The organism is Aquabacter sp. DMC10 (genome assembly GCF_056314145.1).
The window spans coordinates 517492-535505 of sequence record NZ_JBQUYX010000002.1; the positions used below are offsets into that span (position 1 = coordinate 517492).

14 protein-coding genes are annotated in these 18014 nt (G+C 67.7%); 2 read left to right on the forward strand and 12 right to left on the reverse strand.

Annotated elements, in window-relative coordinates; translation table 11 throughout:
• The first annotated feature begins 209 nt into the window (after positions 1–209).
• Positions 210–2402, forward strand: a complete 2193-nt coding sequence (locus ACT54L_RS07135) for a methyl-accepting chemotaxis protein (protein WP_476084847.1) — start codon at positions 210–212, stop codon at positions 2400–2402.
• A 61-nt stretch (positions 2403–2463) separates the two neighbouring features.
• Here the strand turns inward: ACT54L_RS07135 and ACT54L_RS07140 are convergent, their stop codons facing one another.
• The 5 genes from ACT54L_RS07140 to ACT54L_RS07160 form a co-directional block, all read right to left on the reverse strand.
• On the reverse strand, positions 2464–2862 hold the full coding sequence (locus ACT54L_RS07140) for a DUF779 domain-containing protein (protein WP_476084848.1): 399 nt from the start codon (positions 2860–2862) through the stop codon (positions 2464–2466).
• 179 nt (positions 2863–3041) lie between these two features.
• On the reverse strand, positions 3042–4073 hold the full coding sequence (gene adhP / locus ACT54L_RS07145; RefSeq protein ID WP_476084849.1) for an alcohol dehydrogenase AdhP: 1032 nt from the start codon (positions 4071–4073) through the stop codon (positions 3042–3044).
• 277 nt (positions 4074–4350) lie between these two features.
• The gene (adh, locus tag ACT54L_RS07150; protein ID WP_476084850.1) at positions 4351–5868 is read right to left on the reverse strand and encodes an aldehyde dehydrogenase; all 1518 of its coding nucleotides are present in this window, start codon (positions 5866–5868) and stop codon (positions 4351–4353) included.
• 135 nt (positions 5869–6003) lie between these two features.
• Positions 6004–6975, reverse strand: a complete 972-nt coding sequence (locus ACT54L_RS07155) for a GAF domain-containing protein (protein WP_476084851.1) — start codon at positions 6973–6975, stop codon at positions 6004–6006.
• 186 nt (positions 6976–7161) lie between these two features.
• A complete protein-coding gene (locus ACT54L_RS07160; protein ID WP_476084852.1) occupies positions 7162–8961 on the reverse strand; it encodes an ABC transporter ATP-binding protein in 1800 nt (599 codons plus the stop codon).
• A gap of 430 nt (positions 8962–9391) precedes the next feature.
• On the opposite strand from ACT54L_RS07160, the gene cls reads away from it, so the two are divergent.
• Positions 9392–10840, forward strand: a complete 1449-nt coding sequence (gene cls / locus ACT54L_RS07165; protein ID WP_476084853.1) for a cardiolipin synthase — start codon at positions 9392–9394, stop codon at positions 10838–10840.
• 33 nt (positions 10841–10873) lie between these two features.
• Here cls and ACT54L_RS07170 read toward each other — a convergent pair whose 3' ends face one another.
• The 7 genes from ACT54L_RS07170 to ACT54L_RS07200 all read right to left on the reverse strand — a co-directional run bounded on the left by ACT54L_RS07170 (position 10874) and on the right by ACT54L_RS07200 (position 18008).
• Positions 10874–11161 (reverse strand): YciI family protein, encoded by a 288-nt coding sequence (locus ACT54L_RS07170; protein ID WP_476085181.1) that lies wholly within the window; start codon positions 11159–11161, stop codon positions 10874–10876.
• A gap of 85 nt (positions 11162–11246) precedes the next feature.
• Positions 11247–12248 carry a sugar ABC transporter substrate-binding protein gene (locus ACT54L_RS07175; RefSeq protein WP_476084854.1) on the reverse strand — a complete coding sequence of 334 codons (1002 nt, stop codon included), beginning with the start codon at positions 12246–12248 and terminating at the stop codon, positions 11247–11249.
• A gap of 55 nt (positions 12249–12303) precedes the next feature.
• Positions 12304–13341, reverse strand: coding sequence for a ketopantoate reductase family protein (locus tag ACT54L_RS07180; protein WP_476084855.1), 1038 nt, complete (start codon positions 13339–13341; stop codon positions 12304–12306).
• 99 nt (positions 13342–13440) lie between these two features.
• Complete coding sequence (locus ACT54L_RS07185; protein ID WP_476084856.1) at positions 13441–14415, reverse strand: sugar ABC transporter substrate-binding protein; 975 nt, start codon at positions 14413–14415, stop codon at positions 13441–13443.
• Positions 14416–14546: 131 nt separating this feature from the next.
• The gene (locus ACT54L_RS07190; RefSeq protein WP_476084857.1) at positions 14547–15521 is read right to left on the reverse strand and encodes an ABC transporter permease; all 975 of its coding nucleotides are present in this window, start codon (positions 15519–15521) and stop codon (positions 14547–14549) included.
• Positions 15518–16477, reverse strand: a complete 960-nt coding sequence (locus ACT54L_RS07195; protein ID WP_476084858.1) for an ABC transporter permease — start codon at positions 16475–16477, stop codon at positions 15518–15520. Before ACT54L_RS07195 ends, ACT54L_RS07190 begins: the two co-directional genes overlap by 4 nt.
• Positions 16470–18008: a sugar ABC transporter ATP-binding protein gene (locus ACT54L_RS07200; protein ID WP_476084859.1), complete on the reverse strand. Its 1539-nt coding sequence runs from the start codon at positions 18006–18008 to the stop codon at positions 16470–16472. The genes ACT54L_RS07195 and ACT54L_RS07200 overlap by 8 nt, the downstream gene beginning before the upstream one ends.
• Positions 18009–18014 lie beyond the last annotated feature (6 nt).

An 18014-nucleotide genomic window follows, 5' to 3' on the forward strand; every position in this document is an offset into this window, starting at 1 on the left:
CGCTCGTGCCGGAATCATTTTTCCCTTTGCTTTTTCAATCCGCTAGCAAAGTTCCGCGCGCCGTCCTGCCCGGACGGCGCGGCGCCGGCCCGTCCGGTGCGCCGCGCCGGGGGGCATGGAGGGGTACCGCCCCCGGACCGCCAAGTCCCAGCCCCGCGCAAGCTCCGACGCCTACCGCAGGATGTCCCTTCGCGTTTCCGGTGGCAGGCATGAATATTCATTCGATCAAGATCAGGATCATCGCGCTATCGGCGCTGTGCGTCATCTCAGTGGCTGGCGCCATGCTGGGCTACAGCCTCTATGCCGCCTCCCAGACCTCCCGCTATGTCACCGAGCGCGTGGGCGGGCTGCTCGACCGCACCAGCCAGGAATCCCTTCAGCGGCTCGCCTCCGTGCAGGCCGCGGCCATCCGCACCGAGATTGATTCCGCCTTCGACGCGGCCCGCAACATGGCCAGCGCCCTTGAGGTCATCGCGGAGAATGACGGCAACGGAACGCCGCGGGACGGCCGCCGCGCCCAGCTCAATGCATTGCTGCTGTCTGTCCTGAAGGACAACAGCCGCTTCAATGGCACCTACAGCGCCTGGATGCCCAATGCGCTCGACGGCGCCGACGCCCTCTTCATCAGCCGCAAGGACCTCGGCTCCGATGCGACCGGCCGGGCCCTGCCCTATTGGACGCGGGATGCCGGCGGCAACATCGCCCTGCAGCCGCTGGTGGAATATGACAGCCGCGACCTGCATCCCAACGGCGTGATGAAGGGTGGCTGGTTCATCGGGCCGCAGACCACCGGCAAGGAAAGCCTCCTCGCCCCCCTGCCCTATATCGTGCAGGGCAAGTCGGTTTACCTCGCCACCATGTCGGTTCCGATCACCGTGGGCGGCCGGTTCGCGGGCGTCGCCGGCGCCGACTTCGACCTGTCCTTCGTGCAGAGCCTCGCCGAGAAGGTGGATGAGTCCATCTACAAGGGTGAGGGCACCGTCTCCATTGTCACCAGCACCGGCCTTGTGGTGGCCTCCAGCGCCGACCCGCGCGCGATCGGCGGGTCCTACAGCAAGCTGGAAGCCAAGCCCGACGAGGACATGGCCCTCATGCGGGCCGGCCAGGCCGTGGCCAAGGTGGACGAGGCCAAGGACGTCATCAAGGTGTTCGCGCCCGTGCCGCTTGGCCGGACGGGCGCGTCCTGGTCGGTCATCATCACGGTGCCTCGCGCGCTGGTGATGGCCGACGCCAATGCCCTGGGCGCCGCGCTGGCGGAGCGCAGCGGAACCGACACGCTCTGGCAGATGGTGGCGGCCGCCATCGTCACCGTGCTCGCCCTCATCGCCATGTCGCTGGTGGCCCGCGGCATCTCCAACCCCATCACCCGCCTCACCCTGGCGCTCCGGCGTCTGGCCGCGGGCGAACAGGTGGCCGAGATCGCCGGCGCCAACCGCAAGGACGAGATCGGCGACATCTCGCGGGCCGTGGACCAGATCCGCATCGGCGTGGAGGAGGAAGCGCTGCGCAAGGCCAAGGAGGCGGAAGCCACCCGCCTGCAGGCCGAGGAGGAGCGCCGCTCCACCATGATGAACCTCGCCGACGGCTTCGAGCGGGCCATGGGCCGGGTGGTGGAAAGCGTGGGCGTGGCCTCCGACCAGCTCCAGGGCGCGGCCGGCACCATGACCACCGCCACCCGCAAGGTGGCCGATTCCTCCCACACCGCCGCCAGCGCCTCGGAGGAAGCCTCCAACAATGTGCAGACGGTGGCTTCGGCGGCGGAGGAGCTCGCTTCCTCCATCGTCGAGATCAAGCGGCAGGTGGATGAGAGCGCCCGCATCGCCGCCGAGGCCGTGCGCGAGGCTGGCGCCACGGCCGCCCAGGTGCAGGAATTGTCCAACTCCGCCGTGAAGATCGGCAAGGTGGTGGACCTCATCCGCACCATTGCCGGCCAGACCAACCTGCTGGCCCTCAATGCCACCATCGAGGCGGCCCGCGCCGGCGATGCGGGCAAGGGCTTCGCGGTGGTCGCGGCCGAGGTGAAGGAGCTGGCGGAGCAGACCTCCCGCGCCACCGCCGAGATCGAGGCCCAGATCGACGAGATCCAGGGCTCCACCCGCGCCTCCTCGCAGGCCATCAGCGGCATCACGGACGTGATCGAGGCCATCAACCGCATCGCCGGCTCCATCGCCTCCGCGGTGGACCAACAGGGCGCCGCCACCCGGGAGATCGCCCACAATGTGGCGCGCGCCTCCCAGGGCACGCAGCAGGTGTCGTCCAACATCACCGGCATCAACGGCGCCGCGGCGGATTCCTCCGTCGCCGCCACCCAGGTGCAGGATGCGGCGACCACCCTGGCCTCCCAGGCCCAGACGCTGCGCCGCGTGATGGCGGAGTTCCTCGGCACAGTGCGCGCGGCCTGATCCCCCGGGCGTGCGCAGGAAAAAGGACGGGCGGCTTCGGCCGCCCGTCTTCCTTTGGGGATCAGCGTCCCCCGATCCGGCACATCTCCTCGCCGGAAAAGGCGCGCGAGCGGGTCAGGAAGCGCCGCTCCGTACCGTTGTCGAGGGAGAACATGCCGCCCCGCCCCGGCACCACGTCGAGGATGAGCTGGGTGTGGCGCCAGAGGTCGAACTGATCGGCGCCCATATAGACCGGCGCGCCCGCCACTTCGCCCAGGCGCACGTCCCGGTCGCCCAGCAGGAAATCCCCTTGTGCGTAGCACATGGGCGAGGAGCCATCGCAGCAGCCGCCCGACTGGTGGAACAGGATCGGCCCATAGCGGGCCTGCAATTCGGCGATGAGGGCCAGCGCGGCCGGCGTGGCCAGCACCCGTTCCGGCTCATCGGCGGAGTGTTCGGTTTCTGGAGTGTTCGCGACCATGGCGTCCTCCCTGGCGTTCTCCCACGGGCCCCTGAAGGGGCATCTTATCGCGGGGCCGCCGCCGCGGGAGCGCGTGAGGCCGCCCGCCGGGGGACTGCCCCTTTTTCCTAAAGGCGACATGCTCCGCGCAAAAAAATGGGCCCGCCGGTGCTCAACCGGACGGGCCCAGGGCGGGAGGTTCAGCTGGCCATGTCGAGGACGATGCGGCCCTCGATCTGGCCCTTGTGCATGCGGCCGAAGATGTCGTTGATCTCTTCGAGCTTGGCCGTGTGGATGGTGGCCTTCACCTTGCCGTCGGCGGCGAAGTCCAGGGATTCCTGAAGGTCGAGGCGCGTGCCCACGATGGAGCCGCGCACCGTGATGCCGTTCAGCACCATGCCGAAAATGTCCAGCGGGAAGCCGCCGGGCGGCAGGCCGTTGAGCGCAATAGTGCCGCCGCGCGCCACCATGCCGATGGCCTGCTCGAACGCCTTGGGGCTCACCGCCGTCACCAGCACGCCCTGCGCGCCGCCGCCGGTCTCGCGGCGGATGACGGTGCGGGGATCTTCCGTCTTGGCGTTCACCGTGACGGTGGCGCCGAGCCGGCGGGCAAGATCCAGCTTGGCGTCGTCAATGTCCACCGCCGCCACGTTGAGGCCCATGGCCTTGGCATATTGCACGGCCATGTGGCCGAGCCCGCCAATGCCGGAAATCACCACCCAGTCGCCCGGCTTGGTATCCGTGACCTTCAGGCCCTTATAGACGGTGACGCCTGCGCACAGCACCGGGGCGATCTCGGTGAAGCTGATATTGCCCGGCAGATGGCCCACATAATTGGGGTCGGCCACCACATATTCGGCAAAGCCGCCATTGACCGAATAGCCGGTGTTGAGCTGGCTTTCGCACAAGGTCTCCCAGCCGCCGAGGCAATGGCGGCAATGGCCGCAGGCGGTATAGAGCCAGGGCACGCCCACCCGGTCGCCTTCCTTCACATGCTTGACGCCAGCCCCCACCGCCGAGACATAGCCCACGCCCTCATGGCCGGGGATGAAGGGTGGGTTCGGCTTCACCGGCCAGTCGCCCTCGGCGGCGTGCAGGTCCGTGTGGCACACGCCGGAGGCGCGGATGGCCACCTGGATGAGGCCGGGACCGGGCTCTGGCACCGGCACCTCGTCGATGGTGAGCGGCGCGCCGAACATGCGCACCACGGCGGCTTTCATCGTCTTTGCCATGGCTCTGTCTCCTCCTTTGAACGGGCGGTTCGCGCGCCCTCTCCCTGACACGTGGTGGGGAAGCGGGAGCGCGCCATCACCGGCGCGCTCCCCCTTGCCATGTTGCCGGGACGGGCCGGCGCGGAACCCCGGCAAGGCCGCGACGGCCGCCAGGGTCCCGCGCGACGGCCCCCGCCGTGGGGATGCCGCGATCATGGGACCGGCTTCAGGACCCATCCCGTTGGAGCACCGCCTGCTGCAGTGAAGGCAGAGGCGGTGCCGGGCGCCTTGATCCGGCTCAGAAGAAACCGAGCTTCTTGGGCGAGTAGCTCACCAGCATGTTCTTGGTCTGCTGGTAGTGGTCGAGCATCATGGAATGGTTCTCGCGCCCGATGCCCGACTGCTTGTAGCCGCCGAAGGCCGCATGGGCGGGATAGGCGTGGTAGCAATTGGTCCACACCCGGCCCGCCTGGATGGCGCGTCCCATGCGATAGGCCCGGTTGCCGTCGCGCGTCCACACGCCGGCGCCGAGGCCGTAAAGCGTGTCATTGGCGATGGACAGCGCCTCTTCGTCGTCCTTGAAGGTGGTCACGCACACCACCGGGCCGAAGATCTCCTCCTGGAAGATCCGCATGCGGTTGTGGCCCTTGAACACGGTGGGCTTCACATAATAGCCGCCCGCCAGATCCCCCGGCAGATCGTTGCGGGCACCGCCGATGAGCACCTCGCCGCCTTCCTGCCGGCCGATGTCGATGTAAGAGAGGATCTTCTCCAGTTGCTCGGAGGAGGCCTGGGCGCCGATCATGGTGGTGGGGTCGAGCGGGTCGCCCTGCTTGATGGCGGCGACACGGGCGAGCGCGCGCTCCATGAAGCGGTCATAGATGCTCTCATGGATCAGGGCGCGGCTGGGGCAGGTGCACACCTCGCCCTGGTTGAGGGCGAAGAGGACGAAGCCCTCGATGGCCTTGTCGAAGAAATCGTCGTCCTCGGCCGCCACGTCCTTGAAGAAGATGTTGGGCGACTTGCCGCCCAGCTCCAGCGTCACCGGGATCAGGTTCTGGCTGGCATACTGCATGATGAGCCGGCCGGTGGTGGTCTCGCCCGTGAACGCGATCTTGGCGATGCGGTTGGACGAGGCGAGCGGCTTGCCGGCTTCCAGGCCGAAGCCGTTGACGATGTTCAGCACGCCGGGGGGCAGGATGTCGGCGATCAGCTCGGCCAGCACCAGGATGGAGGCCGGGGTCTGCTCCGCGGGCTTCAGTACCACGCAATTGCCGGCGGCAAGCGCCGGGGCAAGCTTCCACACCGCCATCAGAAGCGGGAAGTTCCAGGGAATGATCTGGCCGACCACGCCAAGCGGCTCATGAAAATGATAGGCGATGGTGTCGTGGTCGATCTCGGAGATGCCGCCTTCCTGCGCCCGGATGGCGCCGGCGAAATAGCGGAAATGATCGATGGCCAGCGGCAGGTCGGCGGCGGTCGTCTCGCGCAGCGGCTTGCCATTGTCCCAGGTCTCGGCGCGGGCCAGCAGGTCCAGATTGTCTTCCATCGCCTGCGCGATGCGGTTGAGGATCAGCGCGCGCTCGGCCACCGAGGTGCGGCCCCAGGCGTCCTTGGCCGCATGGGCGGCGTCCAGCGCCAGCTCCACGTCGGCGGCTTCCGAGCGGGCGACCTCGCACAAAGGCTGGCCGTTGACCGGGGAATGATTGGTGAAATAGCGCCCGCTCAGCGGCTCGACGAAGCGGCCATTGATGAAGTTCCCATAGCGGGCCTTGAAGGGGGCGGCGGACTGGCGAATGAATTCCGGCTTGTTCATGGTTTCCTCCACAACCGTCGTGCGGTTGGAGGAAGGATCGGCGGACGGGGCCGGATCGTCACCGGGGCGGGCGTTCGCAGGCCGGCCGGAGTGTCGCGATCCTGAGACAGGTGGCGACACAAAAATGCGACGGTCTCAATTGGGACGGTGAAGACCGAGCTTGGCAAGCTTCCTGTGCATGGTGGCGCGGCTGATGCCCAGCGCCCGCGCGGCCGCCGACACATTGCCCTCCGCCCGCGCCAGCGCCCGCTGGATGACGCCCCGCTCGCCCGCGCAGAGGTCATCCGCTGCTTCCTGGGTCTCGCCCTTCAGCAGCAAATCGGCGGGGAACGGGGTGGCAAGGCGCTGCTCGGTGAGGTCGAAGGCGAGGCGCGCGGCGCGGTTGGCGCCGATCACCAGGTCTTCCCGGTCCACCGCCAGGAGCGCGTCCGCCGCGCGGCCGGTCTCGGCCACCACAATCCGGGCATGGCTGAAGGCGGCGCGGAACTGGCTCGCCTCGATGCGATGGGCGGCATCCACGGTGGCGGCGGCGATCAGCTTCAAGGTGGCGGGGGTGAGGTCCTGCCGGCAGGTGGAGACATCAAGCGCGCCCGCAAGACGGCCCTGCGGATCGAAGATGGGCGCGGCGGAACAGCTCAACCCGATGTTCCGGGTGAGGAAATGCTGGTCGCGATGGATGGTGAGCGGGCGCGCCTCGGCCAGGCACGTGCCGATGCCGTTGGTGCCGCCGCAGGCCTCGCTCCACACCATGCCGGTCCAAAGCCCGAAGCGGCGGAAGTCCGCATTGTCGCCGGGCAAGGCCCGCCGCTCCAGCGGCACGCCGTCCTTATCCGTGAGCAGCACGCAGCAGCCCGCCTCCCCCACCATCTGGAACAGGCGGTCCATCTCCACCTTGGACTGGCGCACCAGCAGGCCGGACCGGTCGCAGGCGGCGTCGAACTCGGCCTGCGTGAGCTGCTCGGGCGGGCGGGTCTTGTCGGGGTCGAGCTTGTAATGAACGAGGGAGCGCGTCCAGGACGCGGCGATCAGCGAAGCGGCGCCCGCGCCCGCGCTGTTCAACGTGGAATAGACGGCGTCCGCATGCGGCGCCTTTCCGGTCCCGTTCATCGACCGACCTCTGCGCTTCCCTGCGATCCGCATTCTCCCCCGCTTGCGACGGGGGGTGCGATTTGCCGGGGAGCTTTCCCGACCAACCATTGGCTGTCAAGCGCGGGGGATGCCGGAGGGCATGGGCGAAAAGTCCAAGGGGGAGGCGGGCAAGGCGCTCCGTGCGCGGCGCCTTGCCCCTTCCCCTCACCCCACCGGCACGCCAAGCTCCCCCGCCATCCCCTCCGACTGGCGCTCGAACAGGAGGCGGTAGCGGCCGTTGGGGCGGGCGAGGAGGGTCTCGGGACGGCCGTCCTCGACGATGCGGCCGTGCTCGAACACCAGGATGCGGTCCATGGCCCGCACCGTGGACAGGCGATGGGCGATGATGAGGGCCGTGCGGCCCCGCATCAGGCGCTCCATGGCCTCCTGGATGGCGGCTTCCGATTCTGAATCCAGGCTCGAAGTGGCCTCGTCCAGGATCAGGATGGGCGCATCCGCCAGGAAGGCCCGCGCGATGGCCACCCGCTGGCGCTCGCCGCCGGAGAGCTTCACACCCCGCTCGCCCACCAGGGTGCGATAGCCCTTGGGCAGGCGGGCGATGAAGCCATCCGCATTGGCGAGGCGCGCCGCCTGCTCGATCTGCGCCGCCGTAGCGTCAGGCCGGGCATAGGCGATGTTCTCCGCCAACGTGCGGTGGAACAGGATGGGCTCCTGCTGCACGATGGCGATCTGCTGGCGTAGGGACGCCTGCGCCACCTCGCGCACATCGTGCCCGTCGATGAGCACCCGGCCGCCGGTCACGTCATAGAGCCGCTGGAGCAGCTTCACGAACGTGGTCTTGCCCGAGCCTGACGGCCCCACGAGGCCCACCCGCTGGCCGGCGGGAATGGTCACGTCCAGGTCGCGGAACAGCGGCGCGGCATGGAGGCCGTAATGGAACGTCACTTGGTCGAAGCGCACCTCCCCGCCCGGCACGGCGAGGGGACGGGCCGCCTCCGCATCGGCGACGCCGGGGGCGAGGCCGTGCAGGTCCACCAGTTCCTCCATGTCGTTCACCGCCCGCTGGAGGTTGTGCACGTACTGGCCGATCTCGCGCAGATAGCCGTGCAGCACGAAATAGGTGGTGAGCACATAGGTGACATCGCCCGGCGTGGCGCGGCCTTCCCACCACAGCCACAGGGCCGTGCCGGTCACCATGGTGCGCACGCCCCACAGCAGGGCAAACTCGCCGCTGGCGCTCCAGGTGTGAAGCATCCAGGTGCGCTGCACCCGCCGGCGCCAGCGCACCACCACAGCCTGGAGGCGCGCATCCTCCCGCGCCTCGGCGCCGAACGCCTTCACCACCTGGTTGGCGCCCAGCGTATCGGAGAGGATACCGCCGATGCGGGTGTCCCAGGCATTGGAGAGCCGCGCGGCTGGGGCCACCACGCGGGTGGCGAGCGTCACGGTCAGCGCGCCATAGGCGAGCGCCCCCACCGCCATCACCAGCCCCATGAGCGGCCAATGCAGCATCAGGAGCGCCACCGTGCCGGTGAGCACCACCACCGAGGGCAAGAGCATGAGCAGCAGCACGTCGTTGAGCACGTCCAGCGCCCACATGCCGCGCGTGATCTTGCGCACGGTGGAGCCGGCGAAGCTGTTGGCGTGCCAGTCGCTGGAAAAGCGCTGCACCCGGTGGAAGGCCTCGCGGACCACGTCGGCCATGATGCCCAAGGTCAGCGGCACCACCCCCCACCAGGCCAGGTGCCGCAGCACCACCATCACGAGGCCGAGCCCGGCCATCATGAGGAAGGCCTCCAGCGCGGCGGGCGCGGCCTGCCGGCCCTGCGTCAGGGCATCGATGAGCCGCCCGGCAAAGAGCGGCACGAAGATTTCGGTCAGCGTCGCCGCGACAATGGCGACCGCGATGCCCGCCGCCATCGGCCAGCGGCGCGCCCAGTGGCGAAACGTGAAGGCAAGGACATTGCGCAGCGCATCCGCGCCGTGCCGGGAAGACTGAAACATGACCGTGAAGGCGCGGGGCGCGCCTCTCCTGCGAAACGGGAAACGGGTTGCGCGGAGGTATCAGGCCAAGCGGAGGAGCGCGGAGCGGCGGCCGGCTCAGTTGAAGCTGGCGTCGCGAAAAGGAGCGTCCTGAAGATCCGCGTCGGGCGGGCCCGATAACCTCAAGGCCTTCATTGAAGACCTGGCCGAACTAGCGGTTCGGCATCCCGGATGGGATGGGCTGACGCAAAACATCTGTCATCTATGCCCTCCCTGGTGCGCGGCAACGATGGGCGTTGAGTAGCACAGGTCGCTCTTTTGGGCAATTGCGCTGCGGCAGGAGCGCCATGCACCGTGGCGGCGTGCCGCCGTGAGGCTTCAATGGGAGGCCTTCGCGCCGCGTCCGGCATGCTTTACATCCGAGGGGTCCTCCTGTCCCCGCGTGGCCGCCATGCATGATTCCGCCGTCTTCGCCTGGGGGCTCTTTGCCGTCCAGGCGGTCATCCAGCTGGTCTTCATCCTGCGCGCCTTGCTGCGCCCCCACCGGGAGCCCGCGGCCCGCTTTGCCTGGGTGCTGGTCATCGTGCTGGCGCCGGGCCTCGGCGTGCTCGCCTATGTGCTGTTCGGCGAGATCAATCTGGGGCGGGACCGGGTGGACCGGCTCAAGGCCGCCTTCGACGCCCTGCCCCCGCCCGCGCAGATCACCGGCCCCTCGGCGGAAGCGGAAGTGCCCGAGCGCTACCAGCCCTTGTTCCGGGTGGGACGCTCGGTGAGCCATTACGAGCCCTCGGCGGGCAACCAGGCGCGGCTCCTGGACGATTCCGCCTCCGCTATCGCGTCCCTGGTTGAGGACATCGATGCCGCCCGCGAGAGCGTGCATGTGCTGTTCTATATCTGGCTCGCCGATGAAAGCGGGCTGAAGGTGAAGGCGGCCCTCCAGCGGGCGGCCGCCCGGGGCGTCACCTGCCGGGCCATGGCGGATGATCTGGGCTCGCGGGCCTTCATCCGCTCGGCCCATTGGCGGGAGATGGCGCAAAGCGGGGTGCGCCTTGCGGCAGCGTTGCCCGTGGGCAATCCCCTGCTGCGCCCGCTCAAGGGGCGCATCGACATGCGCAACCACCGCAAGATCGCGGTGATCGACAATGCCATCACCTATTGCGGCAGCCAGAATTGCGCCGACGCCGCCTTCGCCATCAAGGCGCGCTATGCGCCGTGGGTGGACGTGCTTGCCCGCTTCGAGGGGCCGGTGGCACGGCAGATGCAGCATCTGTTCGCCAGCAATTGGATGGCGCAGGTGAATGAGGACCTCGCCCCGCTGTTTTCCGCTCCCCTGCCCGCCCCGGCGCCGGGCGGCTTCATCGCCCAGGCCATCGGTTCGGGCGCGGGCGTGCGCTATTCGGCCATGCCGGAGACCTTCGTGGCGCTGATGAATACGGCGCGGCGGGAGCTGACCATCACCACCCCCTATTATGTGCCGGACGAACCCATCCAGGCGGCCCTGTGCGCCAGCGCCCGGCGGGGGGTGGCGACCACCATCGTCTTCCCCCGCCGCAATGATTCCTGGATCGTGGCGGCGGCGAGCCGGTCCTATTATCGCGACCTGCTGGAGGCGGGCGTGGAGATCCGCGAATATGAGGGCGGCCTGCTCCACGCCAAGACGCTGACCCTCGACGGAGAGGTCACGCTCATCGGCTCGGCCAATATCGACCGGCGCAGCTTCGAGCTGAACGCCGAGAACAACATCCTGCTCTATGACCCCGCCTTCACGCGCACCCTGCGCGCCCGCCAGCAGGTGTTCCTGGATGCCGCCCGGCCGGTGCACAAGGCCGAGGTGGAAGCCTATAGCCGCGCCCGGCAGATCTGGAACAACACCATCGCCATGCTCGGCCCGGTGCTTTAGGGCGGCGTGGGGCTGTCCGCGCCGCCCTGCCCCTCAGCCCTGCCGACGGATGAAGCCGGTGATGCTCACGCGCTCCCAAATGCCGGCCTTGTGGAAGGGATCGGCGGCGTTGAAGCGCTCGACGGTGGCGAGATCCTCCGCCTCCACCACGAACAGCGAGCCGATCATGGTGGTGCCGTCCTGCGCCACCAGGGGCCCGGACATGACGATCTTCACCCCATGGGGCGCGGTGTCGGACAGAAAGGCCTTGTGGGCGTCGTAGTTGGCGAGGCGGGTGTCGAGCGCGCCGGTGCGGTCGAGGGCATGGATGGCGAACAGCATCAAAGGCTCCGTCATGAGGAAAGGCCCCCGGCCGCATCGGCGGGCCGGGAGCCTTGGTGGTGAACTCAAATAAAGGCCCGAAGGCTCACTTCTTGCTGGCCATGGCGGCCGCGTCCGACCAGGGCGGGCAGGCGCGGGATTCCAGCGGCACGTCATAGGGCTGGTAGTTGGAGGCATTCACCACGGTGGGCTTCAGCACCACTTCGGAGACGATGGCCTCGCCCCGGATGGCGCGGATGGCCACCATGGTGCCGATGCAGCCCTGGAGGAAGCCGTTATAGTCGCCGGAGGCGAGCAACTTGCCGGACTTGATGGCGTCCACCGCCTCCTTGGTGCCGTTGATGCCCACCACCTTGGCCTTGCGGTTGGCGCCGTCCAGCGCCTCGATGGCGCCGATGGCCATGGCATCGTTGGCCGCCAGCACGCCGTCGATCTGCGGGTGCGACTGCATGAGGTTCTCCATCACCTGGAGGCCCTGGAGGCGCTGGTAATTGGCCGGCTGGCTGGCGAGCAGCTTGACGTCCTTGTTCTCCTTGATGGCGTCGTTGAAGCCGCGCACCCGGTCGATGTTGGTGAGCGAGCCCTTCACCCCTTCCAGGATCACCACATTGCCCTTGCCGCCCATCTCTTTCAGCAGATAGCGGCCGGTCTCAAGGCCCAGGCTGTAATCGTCGGCGCCCACGAAGGCGAGGAACTTGCCGCCGGCGCTGCGGTCGGTGACGTTGACCACCGGGATCTTGGCCTCGTTGATCTGCTCCACGCCCGGCACCATGGCCTTGTAGTCCACGGGAATGAAGACGATGGCCGCCGGCTTCTTGACGATCACGTCCTCCACCTGGCTCAGCTGCTCGGGAATGCTGTCCGGCTTGGTGGGGATATAGTTCACCACCTTGGCGTTCATGGCCTTGGCAGCGGCCTCCGCGCCCACGCGCACGGTCTGGAAGTAAGGGTTGGTCTGGTTCTTGGTGAAGACAGCGATGGTCTCCCCGTCGGCCAGGGCCGCGCTGGCGAAGAAGGCCAGCGGCGCCGCGACGGCGAGGGTCTTCAAGGTCCTGGTCTTCAGGCTGTTGGACTTCAGGTGCCTCATGGGGTCCTCCGGTTCCGTGATGTCTGTGACGTTGATGGGCCGCGGCCGTGCGGGGTCAGCCGGCGATGAGGGCGGCGGCATTTTCCGGGCGCGGCTCCAGGCTGCCGGCCTCGATGGCCAGGGCCATTTCCACGATCTTCCGGTTGACCGGGGCGGTGCGGCCAGACTTGGCGAGGATGTCCATGACGTGCCCGTTGATGTCATAGACCTCCGCCCGCCGCCCCTTGCGCCAATCCTGCAGGGAGGTCACCAGCGTGGTCGGGGTGGAGAAGGTCTTCAGCACCTCGTCGAAGATGTCGTCCACATAGCGGTCGGGATCATTGGAGGTGATGGGCGGCAGGCCGATGATGGGGGTGACGGTGGCGCCGTCGGCGATGGCCGCCTCCATGGCCTCGTAACCGGCGGCGCGCATCACCTTCAGCATGCCGGGCAGGCGCACCGCATCCGCCAGCGGCAGGTTGAGGATGGAGGACGGGATCAGCTCGGCGGCATTGACCACCAGCTTCATCCATTTGCAGGACTTGATGTCGTCCGTCACCTCGACGCGCCCGGTGGTGCGCAGCACATTGGCCACGTCCTCGACGCGCGGCTGCGTCTTGGCGGTGAGCGCGCCGAGCGCGAACCAGGCGGTCTCGTGGTCGTTCTCCCGGTTGGTGACGCCTGGCTCCCACATGTTGGAGGCCATCTCGATGACGCCGCCGATGCAGCGGTCCTCGCCCACCACCTCGGCGATGGCGGTGTGGGTCATGCCGTTCTGGAGGCCCACCACCAAGCCATCATCGGCGAGATAAGGCGCGATGAGCTGGCAGGCCCATTTGGTGTCATAGGCCTTGGTGATGATGAAGACGAGGTCGAACTTCCCCTTCACCTCGGCCACCTCGCACAGGTGGATCGCGGGCACCTTCACATTGATGGTGCGGGTGGGGAAGTTGACCGTGATGCCATTGGCGCGGATGGCCTCCACATGGGCGGGCCATTGCTCGATGAAGGTCACGTCATAGCCGGCGCGGGCGAAGTCGGCGCCGGCGGAGGCGCCCTGCGCGCCGGTGCCCAGGACCGCGATGCGCGGGTTGTAGCGGGATGTGGCGGTCATGCTGCTGGTGTCCGTTGTCTCAGGCGGTCTGTGATCGGGATGGGCCGGCGGGACAAAACCGCAGGCCGTGCGCCATGGCGCGGATCAGTTCGTCGCGGATCAGTTCTTTTTGGCGCCCAGCGCCACGCCCTGCTCCCAGGTGGGGCAGGTGCGGGCCTCCAGCGCCACGTCATAGGGCTGGTAGTTGGTGGCGTTCACCACCTTGGGCTGGAGGATGATCTCGGTGACGATGGGCTCGTTGCGGATGGAGCGCAGCAGCGCCATGGTGCCGAGGCACCCCTGGATGAAGCCGTCATAATCGCCCGAGGCCGTCATCTTGCCGGCCTTGATGGCCTCGATGGCTTCCTTGGTGGCATTGACGCCGGTGACCTTGGCCTTGCGGTTGGCGCCGTCCAGCGCCTCGATGGCGCCGATGGCCATGGCGTCGTTCGCCGCCAGCACGCCGTCGATCTGCGGGTGCGACTGCATCACATTCTCCATCACCTGGAGCGCCTGCAGACGCTGGAAGTTGGCGGGCTGGCTCGCCACCAGCTTCACGTCCTTGAATTCCTTGATGGCGTCGTTGAAGCCGCGGACACGGTCGATGGAGGAAATGGAGCCCTTCACGCCCTCCAGGATCACCACATTGCCCTTGCCGCCCAATTGGGTGAGCAGATAGCGAGCGGTCTCCTTGCCCAGGCTGTAATCGTCGGCGCCGATGAAGGTGAGGTATTTTCCGCCCGCCAGCCGGTCGGTGATGTTGACCACCGGGATCTGCGCCTTGTTGATCTCCTCCACGCCCGGCACCATGGCCTTGTAGTCCACGGGGATGAAGACGATGCCCGACGGTTTCTTGACGATCACGTCCTCCACCTGGCTCAGCTGCTCGGGAATGCTGTCCGGCTTGGTGGGAATATAGTTCACCACCTTGGCGTTCATGGACTTGGCGGCCGCCTCCGCACCGACGCGCACGGCCTGGAAATAGGGATTGGTCTGGTTCTTCGTGAACAAGGCAACGGTCTCGCCATCGGCCCGCGCCGCGGTGGCGGCGAAGGCGAGGGGCAGGAGCGCGGCGATGACGGCAGCTTTTTTCATTGTGTTTTCTCCCTGTTCTATTGCTTTTGTTCTTCGCGAAGAAAGGTGTCCGGCCGGGCCGTCTCGCAGCCAGCGTATCCGCCCGACCGGACCAGTCTCGTCTTGGATGGGATTGTTGCTTCGTCCTTCTTCTACCTGCGCCGGCGGCCCATCATGTCGAGCCAGACGGCGAAGATCACGATCACGCCCGTCACCAGCGGCTGCCAGCTGGCATTGACCGCCAGCAGGTTCATGCCGTTGAGCACCAGGGTGAGGATGACGGCGCCGATGAAGGTGCCGAACACGCTGCCCACGCCCCCGAACAGCGAGGCGCCGCCAATCAGCACCGCCGCGATGGCAGGCAGCGTCATGGCCTCGCCGATATCGCCTTCGGCCGAGTTCAGCCGGGCGAGGAAGACGATGGAGGCAACGCCCGCCATGGCGCCGGAGAAGGCATAGACCAGCACCAGGCGCTTGTTCACCGGGATGCCGGTGAGGCGGGCGGCCACGGGATTGGCGCCGATGGCGTAGATCTGCTGGCCCCAGACGGTGCGCTGGGCAAAGAAGGACCCCGCCAGCAGGAACACCACCATCAGATAGACCGGGATCGGCACGCCCAGGAAATAGCCCGAGCCGATCTGGCGGAAGCCGGGCGGGAAGCCATGAATGGTCTCGCCGCCCATGTAGTAATAGGTCACGCCATGCAGCACCCACAGCATGCCATAGGTAGCGATGAAGGAGGGGATGCGGAGCTTGGCCACCATCAGGCCGTTGAAGATGCCCACCACGCACCCTGTGGCGAGCCCCGTCAGCGTGCCCAGCACCGGCGAGCCGGTGGCCTTGATGACGGTGGCGGCAAGGCAGGCGGACAGGCCGATATTGGCCCCCACCGACAGATCGATGCCGCCGGTGAGGATCACCAAGGTGAGGCCGGAGGCGAGGAAGAACAGCAGGCTCGCCTGCCGCAGCACGTTGAGGATGTTGTTGGTGGTGAAGAAGGCGTCCGAGAGAACGGACAGCACCACGCAGATGAGGCCCGCCGCCAGCAGCCGGTAAATGAGCTGCTGCATGTCCTTGGACAGATGCAGGCGCGGGGCACCCGTGGAAACGTCGCCGGCGATGCTCATGACTTTTGTCCCCGGATGCTGTCGAGGAAGAGGGCGAAGATCACCAGGAGGCCGATGCAGGCCACCTGCACAGAGGACGGCACGGCCAAGAGGTTCAGCCCGTTGCGCAGCACGCCCACGGTCAGCACGCCCATAAGGGTGCCGAAGATCCAGCCATTGCCCCGCTCGAAGGAGGTGCCGCCCAGCGCCACGGCGGCGATGGCGTCGAATTCCATGCCGATGGCGGCGGTGGGATGGCCCGCATTCATGCGCGCCGTCATGAGCAGCGCCGCCACCCCGGCCATGGCTCCCCCCAGCGCATAGACCGCGATGAGCAGGCGCCGCCACTTCACGCCCGCCAGCGTGAGGGCATCCCGGTTGCCGCCCAGCGCGCACACATAGGTGCCGAAGCGGGTGTGGTAGAGCAGGACGTGGAACAGGGCATAAAAGCCGGCCCCGATCACGAGTGGATAGGGGATCAGCCCGAACAGGTCGCCCGAATAGACCTGCCGCACGAAGCGGGGAATGCCCACCACGCTCTGCCCGTCGGAGACGATGAGGGCCAGGCCCTGCGCCGCGCCCATGGTGCCCAGCGTCGCCACGAAGGGCGGGATGTTCACCACCGAGATCAGCCAGCCATTCACGAGCCCGAAGGCGAGGCCGACGCCGATGGCCCCCATCAGCCCCAGCGCCAGCGACTGGGTGGACACGACGATGAGCGCCAGCACCAGCGAGGACAGGGTCAGCACCGCCCCGATGGACAGGTCCAGGCCCTCGGTCATGATGATGAGGGTCATGGGGAGGGCCAGGAGCAGCAGGATCACCGACTGCACGAGGATGTTGGAAATGTTGCCGCCGGACAGGAAACCGGGGCTCGTGGCCGCGAACAAGGCGGAGAGGCCCACAAGGGCGACGGCGACGCCGGGCACCGAAGGCAGGCGCAGGCCGCGGCGGGGGGAAAGGGCGAGATCACTCATCGTGCATCCCCATTCGGACAATGTTTTCCTCGGAGAGGTCGGCGCGCGCCAATTCGCCCACGATGCGCTTGGAGCGCATCACATAGGCCCGGTCGCACACATGGACGATCTCGGCCTGCTCGGACGAGATCATGAGCACCGCCGCGCCCTCGGCCACCAATTGGTCGATGAGGGCGAAGATTTCCGACTTCGCACCCACGTCGATGCCGCGGGTGGGTTCGTCGAAGATGAAGAGGCGGGTGCCGGCGGCGAGCCACTTGCCGATCACCACCTTCTGCTGGTTGCCGCCCGAGAGCACCGCCACATTCTGGTTGGCGGAGGGGGTGGCGATGCGCAGGCGGCCGATCACCTCGTCCGCTGTACGCCGCGCCTTACCGGGCGAGAACAGCATATTGGGGAAGAGCTTGGGCAGGCCCGCCACGGCGAGGTTGTCGGCCACGGAGCGGATGAGCGCGAGGCCTTCGCTCTTGCGGCTTTCCGGGATGAGGCCCACGCCGATGCGGGCGGACGCGTCCGGTCCGCCGGTCTTCTTCTCGCCGAAGATGCGGATCTCGCCGGCGGTCACCTCGTCGGCGCCGAAGATGGCGCGGGCCACCTCGGTGCGGCCGGACCCCACCAGGCCGCACAGGCCGACGATTTCGCCGGCGCGCACCTTCAGATTGATGTCGGCAATGCCGGATTTCGCCGAAAGACCGGACACCTCCAGCACCACCGGCCCTTGCTCGGTGGCAAAGCGGCGGGGATAGGACATGTCCACATTGCGGCCGACCATCATGCGCACCAGCTCGTCGGGGCTGGTCTCGCCGGGCATGGCCCGGCCCACCAGCTTGCCGTCGCGCAGCACGGTGATGCGATCCCCCAGCGCGAACACCTCCGCCATGCGGTGGGAGATGTAGACGATGGCGACGCCCTTCTCCTGCAACTGGCGCATCACGGCGAAGAGCCGCTCGGTCTCGCGGTCGGACAGCGCGGCGGTGGGCTCGTCCATCACCAGGATGCGGGCGTTCTGGGAGAGGGCCTTGGCGATCTCCACCATCTGCTGCTGGGCAACGCCCAGCGTGTGCACCTTGGTGCGCGGGTCGATCTCCAGGCCGATCAGGTCCAGCACCTTCTGCGCCTCGGCATAGAGGCGCCGCCGGTCCAGCAGGCCGGGGATGCGGGAGGGAAATTCCCGACCCAGGAAAATATTCTGCGCCACGTCCAGATAGGGCACCAGCGAGAATTCCTGGAAGATGACGGCGATGCCCAGCGCCCGCGCATCGGCCGGCTTGCGGATCTCCACCTTCTCGCCCTTGTGGAAATATTCGCCCGCATCCGCCCGATAGGCGCCGCACAGCACCTTCATCAGCGAGGACTTGCCGGCACCGTTCTCGCCGAGGAGCATGTGCACTTCGCCGGGCCACACGGCGAAGGACACGTCGTCCAGCGCCTTCACGCCGGGAAAGGTCTTCGACACGCCCCGCAATTCCAGCAGCGGCGGGCCCTTTTCGGCGGCCGGCGCCGAAGGTTGCAGGCGAGGCGTCGTCTCCATCACCGC